The following is a 12,360-nucleotide window of genomic DNA, read 5'->3' on the forward strand; positions in this document are numbered from 1 at the left end:
CAAACCCGCACTTAGAAAGGCAGTATCACCATGACCACAGCGCCTGTTCTGATCGCATACGACGGCTCTCCCGACGCGCGCACGGCAATTGACGAAGTCGCCAGGCTCCTCCCTGGCGCTGAGGCGGTTGTCTTGTACGCCCGCCAGCCGATGGAAGGCCTCGCAGCTCACCTCGAAGGGCATCCCGCCCTGGAGGACCTTCGGGGTATCGAAGAAGCCGGCCTCGACGCCTCCGAACGGGTCGCGTTCGAAGGCTCGGAGCGTGCGCGCGCCGCCGGTTTGGACGCCGTGCCGCGGGTGTTGTCCAGGATGGCCACCGCATCGGAGGCGATCGTGCAGGCCGCCGATGAGATCGACGCGGCCCTCATCGTCCTCGGCTCCCGAGGCCGCCGTGGGCTGTGGTCGGCCGTGCTCGGCAGCACATCGGTAAACGTGCTCCACCATGCCCGCCGACCAACCCTGGTCGTACCGTCCGAGGCAGTCGTCTCTGCCCGGCAGCGGCCAAGCAAGCCGGAGCCCGACGCCCGGCACGCCTGAGCGCCCGACAGAAGCGCAACGGCGACCTTCACCGTGTCCGCCAAGTTCGGTATCTCTTGGAGCCCAATCGAAGTCCGGAAACGTCAGCAGACCATCACGCTCGGTCTGGGTCTGCTCTTCGTACGTTGGCGATCCGGGCGTTCGTGAACCGTCGATAGCGACCGAAGCCCGATCCGGTTGCGGCCGGAATCTCCTCGTAGGAAACGAGTTAAAGATGTTCAAGACCAAGTTGGCCGTGTTGTCTGCGAGTGTCGCATCTGTTGCCGCACTCGCGTTGGCCACTCCGGCACAGGCCGATCCGGATAGTGCGTTCGCCAAGGAGTTGCATGGCTACGGGATCTACGGGCAGAAGGACTTCAACGCCTGGATCGGCAAGATCGCCTGCAAGCGCCTCGACCGCGACGTCGATGTAACCGCCCGGGACTCGGCCGAGTTCGTCTCTGATCAACTGCTGCGCGGCACCAGCACCGAACAGGCCTGGCAATTCCTCGGCGCGGCAATGAATTACTACTGCCCTGACAAACGCGTGCTACTCACCGCACAGTAGGGAAACACCGATGAAGATCAAGAAGCTGAGCCTCGCGGCCCTGGCCGCGGCCGCCGCCCTGACCCTCGCCCCCACCGCGTCGGCCGACGCCACCGGGGACTACCCGATCCCGCGGAGGATCCTGCACACCCCGTGCACCGCGGAACAGATCCTGGCCGCCACCCGCGACACCAACCCGGTCTACTACGAGCGCTACCTGATCGACTACAACAACAAGTCCCCCGAGGTGCACCGCGCTGTGCAGGACCGCATCCACTGGTTCTTCGCCATGGACTACGCGGGCCGTCGCCAGTACTCCGAGAACACAGCCACCAACGCCTTCTATGAGCAATTGGCATGGAACTGGCCCAACTGGGCCAAGATCTTCTTCAACAACAAGGGCGTCGTCGCAGCGTCCACCGCGGTCTGCATGAACTACCCGCCCGACGATATGTCGGTCTGGGTCTGGTGACGCTCTAGATTGACCCGGTGTGCAAGCATAGGAGCACAGTTGTCGCCGCCCTGACACTCGTCGGCGCGCTCTTGTCGATCGACTGATCAACGTTGTGACGTAAGCGCGTCGGGGCTGTACGTGTGCTCGGGGTGGCGTGAGTCTAATGCTCTACGATACCGAAATCGCCTGTGGCGCGGCCCAACTGCGTTGGCGCCATCATGCCGTAGCGATCAGGAACGTACGAGTCGCGCGATGGCAGCGGAGGCCTCAGCCAGCTTCGCGTTGGCCTCGTCGCCGCCCTCGGCGACCGCCCGGGTCACGCAATGGTCGAGGTGCTCATCGAGCAGGCCCAGCGCCACCGAGCGCATGGCGCTGTTGACCGCGCTGATCTGGGTCAGGACATCGATGCAGTACTTGTCGTCGTCGATCATCTTGGCGATGCCGCGAACCTGGCCTTCGATACGGCGCAGCCGCTTAGCGTAGTTGTCTTTGTTCGCCGTATATCCGTGTGCGGTTGTCATCTAGCCTCCCGGTGTCTTCTCCACCGGGCGGACTCGACCGTATTAGCCATCCCAATCGTGCCCCGGTGGTGGCCGGTCATCGACTGCAACTCCACCGATGCCAGGCAAGGGCCAGGACCGCGAGAGCACAGAGGACCGGCAGGTTTCACGCAGCCATCATACCCCGTAGGGGTACGATGACGAAGGGCCGGGGTCGCTTGAGCGCTGGCCGAGCCCGGCCTGAGCCCTGCGACTCGACGGTTCCGCGCTTGGGCGCGTTGTTCACCCCGCCGGTATCGGCACACCCGACAGCGCATCGCGGCCGTTATCGCGCCCTGTACTGCGGGACAGTTGTCGCGCCGACGTTGTCGGCGGTGGCGTTTCGCAACGATGGAAGCCGGGCACCAGAACCGACCTGTCGCTGCGGTCGCTGGACCGCCCATCCCCTGACTTTCCAGCCCCCGCCGGCGAGAAGAATTTGACCAGTAGCGCTTCGCCCCCTTGGGCCTTCAGTCACGTTTAGCGAATCCGGGCCAAGGAGGCGAAGAACCGTCGCGGTGGTTGCGTGTCGTTGATCAGTCGTTGCAGGTGCAAGAGGGGTGGCCACACTGGCAGCCCGACCCCTGGTTGCACGAGGCGTCACCGCATTGACAGGAAGCCGACGTGGAACAACAGGATTTGCTCTCTTGTGTCTCGTTCATGTCGCCGACCATACCCCCGTAGGGTACATGCGTCAACCGCTCTGCGACGCCGAAAGGGCCTGCAGCGCGGCCCAACTGCGATGGCGCGTCGCGCGTGTGGACGAATCTGCGGAGAGATGGATTCCTAGGCGAGGACAGGCTCGACGTGTGGGCTGGCGACGGGTCGACAACTTGCCCTTGGCAACCCCTGGGGGGTATCTTTTTATATACCCACTGGGGGTATCTTCTGGCGGAGGCTTCGCCGTCTACGAGGCAATTTCACGTACGAAAGGCGACGGAGTGACCAAGTCCAGATTCAACGCTTTCATCGCAACGCTATTGGCCGCTGTGTCGATCGCCGCCGCCGCTCCGTCTGCCGCGGCGCCATCGGGCGCCCGGTCAGCCCAGGATGTCGTCGATTCTTTGCAGAAGAATGGCTATAAGGTCATTCTCAACAAGATCGGCACGGTGCCACTGGGTCAGTGCGATGTTGCTGTCGTCCGGCCCGGCCGAGCAATCACTGCCATAGATGCAACGGGCGGTGTTCGGGAAGAGATCCTTAGCTATACGACCGCGTATGTCGTCGCGCGATGCTGACGGAGAACCATGGTGCTCGCCGACGACAGAGCTTTCGCAGTCCAACGCGGCGAGCGATGCGTGAGCGCAAGCGTCGACGTCTGACCCCGCGCCGAACGTGAAGAAGTGTGCGAGATCCAGCCCCTCAAAGTCGCCATCTTCTTCACGTTCGCGGCAGGCTAGCGCGTCTCACCACAGGTCGGCGTAGTGCATCAGCGCGTCACCGACGAGAACCAGACCGATAACCATGAACAGCGTGCGAACCACCACCGGCGCGTACCGCCCGAGCACCCGAACCAGCGTGCGTTGCAGTCGCCGCGCGCGCATGGTCTTGCGCACCGACAACGCGAGCATCAGCAGCGCAGGCACCAAGGCCATTGCGCAGTAGGCGAATACGTAGAACGGCCAGCCCGACGGCAGCGGATTGCGGGCCGAGATCAGCGCCAGCGCGGTCAGGAAGGGCACTGAGGTGGCCGCCTGCCCCAACCCCACCACCAGGCCGACGACGCCGAACAGCCACGGGTTTCGCCGGGCCGCCTGCAGCGCCCAGTCAGGCGGCTTGGGCCCCCGTGCCGAACCGGTGAGGGCGGCGACGGCGATCAGCACCAGCCCCAGAGCGAGCTGCCCCCAGTATCGGACGGTCGGTGTCACCTCGATGTCGACCTGCGTGGTGAGGAACGTCAGGCCCAGCACGGCACCGATGCCGAAGGTCGACGTGGCGACGAACACACCGCCCACGAAGCTCAGCCCCGCGGGCAGCGGAGAGCGACGGCCCAGCCGGCTGTCGTACACGACCGCGGTCGTCACGCCCAGGTTGAGGACGTTGAGCGAGTCGAGGAACGCGAACCCCGCGAGGGGCAGGAGAAGTGCCGGCATATCGGCCTTGAACCTACGGGTCGGGCCGGTGAGTTGCACCACCGGCGAACTCCCGGGGGCATGAAATCGCCGTCCGCGGGTATTCGAGATCGTCAGCCATCGGCCCCGGAAGGACCTATGACCGCAGCCCGAACACAGCTGGATCGGCGTGATCTCGATGCCGCGCAAGCCACGGTGAACGCCGTCGCCGCGGCGTTCTCCGCCAAGGTGGTGGGTCAGCTGCATCTGCGGGAGTCGATGCTGATCGCCCTGCTCGCGGGTGGTCACCTGCTGGTGGAGAGCGTGCCGGGCCTGGCCAAGACCCTTGCCGCGCGTGTCGTGGCGGAATCCGTCCATGGCGCGTTCCGCCGCATCCAGTGCACGCCGGACCTGCTGCCCAGCGATATCGTCGGCACCCAGATCTACGAGGCCGCCACCAACTCGTTCGTCACGCAGCTCGGCCCGGTGCACGCCAACATCGTGTTGCTCGACGAGATCAACCGGTCCAGCGCGAAAACCCAGAGCGCAATGCTGGAGGCGATGGAGGAGCGGCAAACCACGATCGCCGGTGTCGAGCACCTCATCCCCGAGCCGTTCCTGGTCATCGCCACCCAGAATCCGGTGGACCAGGAGGGCACCTACCCGTTGTCGGAGGCCCAGACCGACCGCTTCATGCTCAAGGACGTCGTCCGCTATCCGTCCGCCGAGGAGGAGGTCGAGGTCATCTCCCGGATGGACGCGGGCCTGTACGACCGGGAGCATCGCGCATCACCGGTGGTCGGGCTGGCGGAGGTGCGCCACGCGCAGCACGTGGCGGGATCGGTGCACATGGACCGCTCGCTGATCGAGTACGCCAGCCGCCTGGTCGAGGTGACCCGGTTCCCCGACGATTTCCTGTCCGCCGGGATCGCCCGCGTGATCGAGTACGGCGCCAGCCCCCGCGCGACCATCGCGTTCTGCCGCACCGCCCGCGCCCTGGCGATGCTGCGTGGCCGCGACCACGTCGTGCCCGACGACATCGCATCGCTGGCTCACCGGGTGCTGCGGCACCGCCTGATCCTCGGCTTCGAGGCCGCCAGCGCACGCATCACCCCCGACGTCGTCGTCGACGCCGTCCTGCATGCGGTGCGGGTGCCGTGAAGTGGGCAGACACCTCGACAGCGCCAAGGCGCACTTCGGCCGCGACACCGCGGGCCTACTCGACGGTGGCCGGTACTCGTTGGTCCACACCCGCAGCCTGGAGTTCGACGACCTGCGACCCTACGTACCCGGCGACGACGTGCGCGATATCGACTGGAAGGCGTCGGCCCGCTCGGGCGACGTGCTGATCAAGCGGTTCGTCTCAGAGAAGCACCACAAGATCCTGGTCGTCGCCGACGCCGGCCGAAACATGACCGCGGTGGCCCCGTCCGGCGAGTACAAGCGCGACGTCGCCATGCATCTGATCGGCGCCCTCGGTCTGATCACGCTGCGTCGCTCCGATGAGATCGGCATGGTGTTCGGCGACACCAGGGGCTGCGTCGACATCCGCCTTCGCCGCGGCGAGACCCATCTGGAGTACATGCTGACGCACTACCTCAGCCACACGCTCACACACCCGGGCCGCAGCGACGTCATCACCCAGTTGTCCTGGGTGACAGAGCATTACCGTCGCCCACATCTGATCGTCGTCGTGTCCGACGAACCCGACGCAGACGAACGGCTGGCCGCCACGCTGACGAGGCTGCGACCCCGCCACGACGTGCTGTGGGCGATGGTGGCCGACGCCTCGGCGGTGGACTCCCCCGACGACACGACCGCGGACGACACCATCGGATACGACGTCTCCGACGGTCGCACGGTGCTCGGTGCCGCGGATCTCGGCGCGGACGTGATCGCGGCGTACCGCGACGCGGAAGCCGCCCGCCGGGAGGCCGTCTCGGAGTTGATGACCGCACACGCGGTGCCGCACGTCGTTGTCGAGGGCAGCCGCGGGGTGCGGGCCGGGCTCGTCGGTCTGGCCGGAGTGTTCGCCCGTGCCGGATGACCTGCTGCGCTATGTCATCGGCCCCACGCCAGCGTCGTGGTGGTGGATGTGGCTGTCCCTGCTGCTCGTGGCGGTGCTGGCCGGCTGGTACGTCGCGGTCATCCTGTGGACGCGGGCGCCGGAGTTGCGACACGTGCCACACGTGGTGGAACGTGTGCAGGCCGCGCTGGTCCGGCGCAGGTTCGCGACCGCGGTGCGCCGGGTGGGCGAACGTTACCGCGCAGGCGAACTGGGCGGTGCACAGGCGGGTGCCGCGCTCAGCGCCACCCTGCGCGACTTCCTGACCGCGGCCACCGGCGCACGCGCGCAGTACATGCAACTCGGCGATATGGCTGACGGCGAGGTGGCACGTGCGGCGCCACTTCTGGCCCGTATCAACGACGTTCAGTTCAACGCACACTCGGCCGAGGATGTCGCCGACTTGAGCGGTGCCACCGAGGAGTTGATCCTGACATGGACCTGAGGTGGTGGGCGGTCGTCATCGTGGCCTGCGTCGCACTGGCCGTCGGCATCGTGGTGGCGGTGTGGCGTCCCGTCGACACCGATGCGCGGCGTTTCCGCCCCCTTGCCAACGCCGACCGTCTCACGAGCCTGCCCGGCTACGTCCGCGCCGTCCGCCGCAGGGCATTGACGACGGCTGCGACGCTGAGCCTGCTCACGGTCGTATTCGTCTGCGCCCTGATCGCTGGTGCCCGACCGACCGGGCTGCCCACCGCGGCCCAGGACGTCGAGTCCGGCCAACCCGAGGACATCATGGTGTGTGCGGGCGCGCCGGCAAGCGATGCGGCGGTGGCGGCGACGATGCGGTACTTCGCCGGGCACGCGACAACCCTTGGCACGCAACGCATCGGCTTGACGGTGCCCAATCGGCGGGTGATCCCCCTGACTCGCGATCACCAGTTCGCCTCGGCCCGATTCGGTGAGGCCGCAGCGTCCGGAGAGCCGTCGGACCTCGCCCCCGCGGTGCGCTACGCCGACTACGCGCAGAGTGTCTCGGATCTGCTGGCGCTGTGCTTGACCGGGTTCCCGGAGTTCGAAGAGCCCAGTGCGCAACGCCGTTCGGTGATCTATGTCGGGCCAGGCGATCTCCGTAGCGCGGACGATCCGCGGCCCGCACTGTTCGACGCCGATCGATTGCGGACCATGGCGCAGGCTGCGGGCGCGCAGGTCAACGTGCTGGTGACCGGCCCCGGTGGCGATGAACTCGAGGCGCTTGCGCGCGACACCGGCGGCCGCTCGTTCGACGCCCAGTCCGATGTCGCCGGGCGCCTCGCGGAGATCCGCTCAAATCCCCCACCCCCCACGCCCGACGTCGCAGCGACCGTGCGGGCCGCGGCACCGGACTCACCCGATATCCCGCTCGCGGTGGCAGTCCTCGCGGTGGCGGCGCTGTCGCTGCTTCCGATGGTGGTGCGGCGATGACGCTCTACCCGGTTCTGCCGCCGCTGCTGCTGCTCCTCGTCGCGGCCGTCGTCATCGCCGCGCGCGTCGTGACACTGCGTCGCCTGCTGACGGCACCCCGGCGGAGGCCGACGGCAGTGTGGCGGTGGGCCGGGGTCACCGCGGCGGCGCTGCTGCTCCTGCTGGCGGCGGCGCGCCCGGTCGTCGGGGCCGATGCGCAGACCACACCTGCCGGATCAGCCGACGGCGAACCCAACGTGTTCCTGGTGGTGGACCGCTCCCCTGAGATGGGCGTCACGGACATGGCCGGCGAGCAGTCCCGGATGGACGCGGCGCGCGCCGACATCGCCGCGGTGATCGCGCGGTATCCACGTGCCCGGTTCGCGGTGATCGCGTTCGCGTCCAGCCCGGACCTGGAGTGGCCCCTGTCGCCCGACACCTGGAGCCTGCGTCCGGTGCTGGCGGCCGAGACGCCCTACGCCGCCGCCCCTGACGCCGTGTTCGAGACGAACGTCGCAGCGGCAGGCAATGTGCTTCGTTACCAACTGATCTCGGCTCGTCAGCAGTTTCCCCGCGCGCAGAACCTGGTGTTCTACCTCGGTACGGGCGCGGGCGCGTCGCGGGCACCTCAGCGGCAGTTCGATTTGGCCGAGAACTCGGTGGACGGTGGCGCGGTACTCGGCTACGGCACCGCTGCGGGTGGTGTGGTCCCGCAGCGCCCATCGGTGCGCTCGAGCGTCGACGAGTCGGCGCTGCGGGCGGTCGCCGAGCAGATCGGTGTGCCGTATGTCGCCCGTGACGGCAGGCCCGACAGCGAGGACGCCCTGTTCGAGGGCACCGACGAACCCGCCGAGGCACCCGACGCCGTGACCGTGTCCAGCGCGGCCGTCGAGACGTACTGGGCTCCGGCGATCGCCGCCGCGGCGCTGATCCTGCTCGAACTGACGCTGATGTTGCGCGACTACCGGCGCACCCGGCCGCCTCCCGTGGACGTGATCACGTGAGCGCCTCCCGCCGCCGGCTGCTGGTGTGGTCGGCACCCGTCGCGCTGCTGCTGGTCGTGGCGATCGCCTGGCTGTGCGCCACCGGTATCGCCGGCCAGTCCGCCGCAGCCGAGTTCAAGGCGGGTGTCACAGCGGTTGCCGACCGCCGCCTGCCCGAGGCCGAGCGGCACTTCGCCGAGGCAGCGGACGGCGACCCCGCCGACTCCTGCCCGGCGCTGGTGAACCTGGTCCTGGTCCGGGAGACCCGCGGCGACGACGCCGTCGCTGCGGGCGACGGCCCCGGTGCGATCGACCGGTACCGCGACGCACTGGCCGTCGTCGCCTCCGCTCCCGGCGGGTGCTTCGCGGGCAATGAGGACTCCGACGCTGAGCGTCGCGCCGTGCGCGCCGACTCGGCGAACCGACTGCAGACCAAGCTCGACAGACTTCAGGCGCCGCTGCCCGCACTGCCACCGCCCGCGGCACCACCACCTCCACCCCCGCCGGCCGCGCCGCCACCGGCAGAGGGTCCGGCACCCGAACAGCAGCCCGACGTGCGTCGGCTGGATCCCGCCGGCGGCGACCCGCTCGACAAGTTGGGCCAGCTGCTCGAGGACGCCGCCGAGGTTCGCGGCGCGCCGTGACCGACGGAACTAGTCTCTGGGTGTGACAACGCGCGGTGGGGCAACAGTATTGACGGTGAACAGCGCCCACGTCGGTCCTGACGGATCGGCACCGAGGTCGGGCATCGACAAGCGCCCCGTCGAGGGGGACATCACCGTGCGAGCACCCGGCCCGATGCACGGCGGCCTCGGCAGTGGCCTGGTCGGCGACGTCATCGGCAACCAGAGGGTGCACGGCGGTGATGACCAGGCGGTGTACGCCTACGCACGCGAGGATCTCGACGTGTGGGAGACCCGACTCGACCGTGAGCTCACCAACGGCATGTTCGGCGAGAACCTCACCACCAGCGGCCTCGACGTCACGAACGCGGTGATCGGTGAGCGGTGGCGGGTGGGCTCGGACGGTCTGTTGCTCGAGGTGACTCGTCCCAGGACCCCGTGCAAGACGTTCGTCAGCCGGCTCGGAATCGACGGCTGGATGAAGACGTTCACCCGCGGTGGCACCCCGGGCGCCTACCTCCGCGTGGTTGCGGGCGGAACGATTCGCGGCGGCGACTCCGTTGAGGTCATCGACCGCCCGGACCACCGCGTCACCATCGGCACCGTGTACCGCGCGCTCATGCTCGAACCCGACCTGCTGCCCGGCATCCTCGCCGCCGACGCCCTGCCCGAGGACGTCAAGGAACACGTCCGCCGGCGACTCCACGCCTGACCGAGTCTCAACATGAAGAAGGGCACCCGGAATCCCGGGTGCCCTTCTTTCGTCTGCCGTGTGTCAGCGGCCGTTGCCGACAGTCGAGGTGACGACTCCGACGGAGGCCTGCTGCTGGTTGTTGTGCACCCACTCGTGATGGTCGATGCCCGCCTGCGCGGGTCCGGCCAGCCCCAGGAGGGCGGCGGCGAAACCGGTGGCGACAATGCTGGCAAATCCGAACTTCTTCATTTCTCTTCCTCTTTCCGATGTCCTGCATACGTTCGAACCGTGACGCGGAGGCCGCGACTCGAAGTACGTGTGTCAACCGAATTAGGTTTCCCTCACTTCGGTATGTCTGTTCTAACGCCCATGTCAGCGGTCTAATTCCATTGGCAGCAATTGACCGGCGGGTGGCAGGAAGTACTCGAATGCGGGCCAGAATCGGCATCCAAACGGTGCCCGAGTGAGGCAACGCACCCGGCTCTGCGGAATAATCTCGGGCAAACGCAGTCACCGATCGCCTCCGCCGACGGGAACCCGAGCCCTACGATGCGTTCGGACTGAGGAGGAGCCGTGGCCACAAACCTGGAGTCTGCGGCGCCCTCGCACGCACCCCGCCTGTCGACACCGATCGTGATCGGCGCCCTCGGCGTCGTGTTCGGTGATATCGGCACGAGCCCGATCTACACCCTGCAGACCGTGTTCGACCCCGGGGACCCGCATCCGGTGCCCATCGCGAGGGACCACGTCTACGGCATCGTCTCGCTGATCTTCTGGTCGGTGATGCTGATCGTCACGCTCACCTACATCACGCTTGTCATGCGTGCGGACAACAACGGTGAGGGCGGCATCATGGCCCTCATCACGTTGTTGCGGCGCTGGACCGGCGCGGCAAGCCGACGCACGTCGGTGATGCTCTCTGCCCTGGGGATCTTCGGCGCGGCGCTGTTCTTCGGCGACAGCATGATCACCCCGGCGATCTCCGTGCTGTCCGCTGTCGAGGGCCTCAAGATCGTTGAGCCCGAACTCGAGCCGTGGATTGTGCCCATCACCGCCGTGATCATCGTGGCGCTGTTCTCCGTGCAACGACGCGGGACCGCCGCGGTCGGCCGGTTCTTCGGGCCGGTGATGATCGCGTGGTTTCTGACCATCGGCGCGCTGGGTGTCATCGGCATCACCCACGAGCCCGAGATCCTCAGGGCACTGTCGCCCACGTACGCACTGGGTTTCATGGCCACGCACTTCCACATCGGCTTCTTCGCGCTGGCCGCCGTCGTACTCGCGGTCACGGGCGCGGAGGCGCTGTACGCCGATATGGGGCACTTCGGCCGTAAGGCCATCACGATCGGCTGGCTGGGCCTGGTGCTGCCCGCGTGCACGCTGAGCTACTTCGGTCAGGGTGCACTGCTGCTCGGCGACGAGCAGAAGGTGAATGCACCGTTCTTCCTGCTGGCCCCAAACTGGGCGGTCATCCCACTGGTCATTCTGGCGACAGCGGCGACGGTGATCGCCTCGCAGGCCGTCATCACCGGCGCATTCTCGGTGGCGTCGCAGGCGGCGCAACTCGGGTACCTCCCGCGGCTGCGGATCATGCACACGTCCGCGTCGACGATCGGCCAGATCTACGTGCCGATCATCAACGGTGTGCTGATGATCGCCGTCCTGATCCTGGTCTTCGCGTTCCGTTCCTCGGGGGCACTTGCCTATGCCTTCGGCATGGCGGTCACCGGAACGATCACCATCACGACGACGCTGTTCCTGTACTACGCCAGAACCCGGTGGCGCTGGCCGCTGTGGGGGGTGCTTATCGGAGGCGGCGCACTACTCGCGGTTGACCTGCTGTTCTTCGCGGCCAATCTGACCAAGCTGGTGCATGGCGCGTGGCTGCCGCTTCTCATCGCGGTCACCGCGTTCACGGTCATGACCACGTGGAAGCGGGGCCGTGCCATCGTCACCCGCAGGCGAGCCGAGGTCGAGGGCCCCCTGCGCCCCTTCGTCGGCGGACTGCCCGACCGCGATCCACCGTTGACCCGCATCCCCGGCACCGCGATATTCCTCAACCGTGGCAGCGAGACCGCGCCTCTGTCGATGCGCTCCAACGTCGAGCACAACCATGTCCTCCATCAACAGGTCGTGATCGTGTCGCTGGAGATCGAACCGGTTCCGCGCGTGGCTGAGACCGAACGGATGTCGGTCGACGACCTCGGGCTGGCGAGCGACGGGATCATCTTCGTCAGCGCCCGATACGGCTACATGGAGCGACCGGACGTCCCGGCGGCGCTGCGGCTGCTGGACCCGTCACAGACCGAGGGACCCATCGATCTCGACACCGCGTCCTACTTCCTGTCGAAGCTGGAGTTGGTGATCTGCGACAAGCCGACCATGTCACCCTGGCGCACCCGGCTTTTCATCGCGACGTCCTACATCACCGCGGACGCGGCAGCGCACTTCAACCTGCCCGTCCCCCGCACGATCATCATCGGCTCTCGCCTCGAGGTGTGAGCA

At 67.4% G+C, this 12,360-nt stretch carries 15 protein-coding genes; 12 read left to right on the forward strand and 3 right to left on the reverse strand.

What is annotated here, in order from left to right; all coding sequences use genetic code 11:
- The first annotated feature begins 30 nt into the window (after positions 1 to 30).
- The 3 genes from ABIA65_RS02560 (at position 31) to ABIA65_RS02570 (ending at position 1,535) form a co-directional block, all read left to right on the forward strand.
- Positions 31 to 537 (forward strand): universal stress protein, encoded by a 507-nt coding sequence (locus tag ABIA65_RS02560; RefSeq protein ID WP_354522507.1) that lies wholly within the window; start codon positions 31 to 33, stop codon positions 535 to 537.
- A gap of 214 nt (positions 538 to 751) precedes the next feature.
- Positions 752 to 1,084 carry a DUF732 domain-containing protein gene (locus tag ABIA65_RS02565; RefSeq protein WP_241401931.1) on the forward strand — a complete coding sequence of 111 codons (333 nt, stop codon included), beginning with the start codon at positions 752 to 754 and terminating at the stop codon, positions 1,082 to 1,084.
- Positions 1,085 to 1,094: 10 nt separating this feature from the next.
- A complete protein-coding gene (locus tag ABIA65_RS02570) occupies positions 1,095 to 1,535 on the forward strand; it encodes a DUF5078 domain-containing protein (RefSeq protein ID WP_354522508.1) in 441 nt (146 codons plus the stop codon).
- 212 nt (positions 1,536 to 1,747) lie between these two features.
- Here the strand turns inward: ABIA65_RS02570 and ricR are convergent, their stop codons facing one another.
- Positions 1,748 to 2,038 carry a copper-sensing transcriptional repressor RicR gene (gene ricR / locus ABIA65_RS02575; RefSeq protein ID WP_241401933.1) on the reverse strand — a complete coding sequence of 97 codons (291 nt, stop codon included), beginning with the start codon at positions 2,036 to 2,038 and terminating at the stop codon, positions 1,748 to 1,750.
- 959 nt (positions 2,039 to 2,997) lie between these two features.
- Between ricR and ABIA65_RS02580 the strand changes: the two genes are divergently transcribed.
- Positions 2,998 to 3,294: a hypothetical protein gene (locus ABIA65_RS02580; RefSeq protein WP_354522509.1), complete on the forward strand. Its 297-nt coding sequence runs from the start codon at positions 2,998 to 3,000 to the stop codon at positions 3,292 to 3,294.
- A gap of 168 nt (positions 3,295 to 3,462) precedes the next feature.
- On the opposite strand, the gene ABIA65_RS02585 is transcribed toward ABIA65_RS02580, so the two are convergent.
- The gene (locus ABIA65_RS02585) at positions 3,463 to 4,149 is read right to left on the reverse strand and encodes a GAP family protein (protein WP_241405921.1); all 687 of its coding nucleotides are present in this window, start codon (positions 4,147 to 4,149) and stop codon (positions 3,463 to 3,465) included.
- A 117-nt stretch (positions 4,150 to 4,266) separates the two neighbouring features.
- On the opposite strand from ABIA65_RS02585, the gene ABIA65_RS02590 reads away from it, so the two are divergent.
- Genes ABIA65_RS02590 through ABIA65_RS02620 form a run of 7 tightly spaced genes read left to right on the forward strand, consistent with a single transcriptional unit; the run spans position 4,267 to position 9,873 of the window.
- Positions 4,267 to 5,268 carry an AAA family ATPase gene (locus ABIA65_RS02590; protein ID WP_354522510.1) on the forward strand — a complete coding sequence of 334 codons (1,002 nt, stop codon included), beginning with the start codon at positions 4,267 to 4,269 and terminating at the stop codon, positions 5,266 to 5,268.
- Between the two features lies 1 nt (position 5,269).
- Positions 5,270 to 6,154, forward strand: coding sequence for a DUF58 domain-containing protein (locus ABIA65_RS02595; RefSeq protein ID WP_354522511.1), 885 nt, complete (start codon positions 5,270 to 5,272; stop codon positions 6,152 to 6,154).
- Positions 6,144 to 6,617: a hypothetical protein gene (locus tag ABIA65_RS02600; protein ID WP_354522512.1), complete on the forward strand. Its 474-nt coding sequence runs from the start codon at positions 6,144 to 6,146 to the stop codon at positions 6,615 to 6,617. Before ABIA65_RS02595 ends, ABIA65_RS02600 begins: the two co-directional genes overlap by 11 nt.
- Positions 6,608 to 7,576, forward strand: coding sequence for a hypothetical protein (locus tag ABIA65_RS02605; protein WP_241401938.1), 969 nt, complete (start codon positions 6,608 to 6,610; stop codon positions 7,574 to 7,576). Before ABIA65_RS02600 ends, ABIA65_RS02605 begins: the two co-directional genes overlap by 10 nt.
- Entirely contained in the window at positions 7,573 to 8,559 is a 987-nt protein-coding gene (locus ABIA65_RS02610) for a vWA domain-containing protein (RefSeq protein ID WP_354522513.1), read from the forward strand. The genes ABIA65_RS02605 and ABIA65_RS02610 overlap by 4 nt, the downstream gene beginning before the upstream one ends.
- On the forward strand, positions 8,556 to 9,182 hold the full coding sequence (locus tag ABIA65_RS02615) for a hypothetical protein (RefSeq protein WP_354522514.1): 627 nt from the start codon (positions 8,556 to 8,558) through the stop codon (positions 9,180 to 9,182). The genes ABIA65_RS02610 and ABIA65_RS02615 overlap by 4 nt, the downstream gene beginning before the upstream one ends.
- A 55-nt stretch (positions 9,183 to 9,237) precedes the next feature.
- The gene (locus ABIA65_RS02620) at positions 9,238 to 9,873 is read left to right on the forward strand and encodes an MOSC domain-containing protein (RefSeq protein ID WP_354522515.1); all 636 of its coding nucleotides are present in this window, start codon (positions 9,238 to 9,240) and stop codon (positions 9,871 to 9,873) included.
- A 63-nt stretch (positions 9,874 to 9,936) separates the two neighbouring features.
- Here the strand turns inward: ABIA65_RS02620 and ABIA65_RS02625 are convergent, their stop codons facing one another.
- Positions 9,937 to 10,104 (reverse strand): hypothetical protein, encoded by a 168-nt coding sequence (locus ABIA65_RS02625; RefSeq protein ID WP_241401942.1) that lies wholly within the window; start codon positions 10,102 to 10,104, stop codon positions 9,937 to 9,939.
- Positions 10,105 to 10,428: 324 nt separating this feature from the next.
- On the opposite strand from ABIA65_RS02625, the gene ABIA65_RS02630 reads away from it, so the two are divergent.
- Positions 10,429 to 12,357 (forward strand): potassium transporter Kup, encoded by a 1,929-nt coding sequence (locus ABIA65_RS02630; protein ID WP_354522516.1) that lies wholly within the window; start codon positions 10,429 to 10,431, stop codon positions 12,355 to 12,357.
- Positions 12,358 to 12,360: the final 3 nt, after the last annotated feature.

It is taken from the genome of Mycolicibacterium sp. 624, from assembly GCF_040548615.1.
Lineage (GTDB): Bacteria > Actinomycetota > Actinomycetes > Mycobacteriales > Mycobacteriaceae > Mycobacterium.

Bases quoted from the DNA above. Each gene is read 5' to 3' on its own strand.
- ABIA65_RS02560 (WP_354522507.1), top strand. From the start codon at position 31: ATGACCACAGCGCCTGTTCTGATCGCATACGACGGCTCTCCCGACGCG.
- ABIA65_RS02565 (WP_241401931.1), top strand. From the start codon at position 752: ATGTTCAAGACCAAGTTGGCCGTGTTGTCTGCGAGTGTCGCATCTGTT.
- ABIA65_RS02570 (WP_354522508.1), top strand. From the start codon at position 1,095: ATGAAGATCAAGAAGCTGAGCCTCGCGGCCCTGGCCGCGGCCGCCGCC.
- ricR (WP_241401933.1), bottom strand. From the start codon at position 2,038: ATGACAACCGCACACGGATATACGGCGAACAAAGACAACTACGCTAAG.
- ABIA65_RS02585 (WP_241405921.1), bottom strand. From the start codon at position 4,149: ATGCCGGCACTTCTCCTGCCCCTCGCGGGGTTCGCGTTCCTCGACTCG.
- ABIA65_RS02590 (WP_354522510.1), top strand. From the start codon at position 4,267: ATGACCGCAGCCCGAACACAGCTGGATCGGCGTGATCTCGATGCCGCG.
- ABIA65_RS02605 (WP_241401938.1), top strand. From the start codon at position 6,608: ATGGACCTGAGGTGGTGGGCGGTCGTCATCGTGGCCTGCGTCGCACTG.
- ABIA65_RS02610 (WP_354522513.1), top strand. From the start codon at position 7,573: ATGACGCTCTACCCGGTTCTGCCGCCGCTGCTGCTGCTCCTCGTCGCG.
- ABIA65_RS02625 (WP_241401942.1), bottom strand. From the start codon at position 10,104: ATGAAGAAGTTCGGATTTGCCAGCATTGTCGCCACCGGTTTCGCCGCC.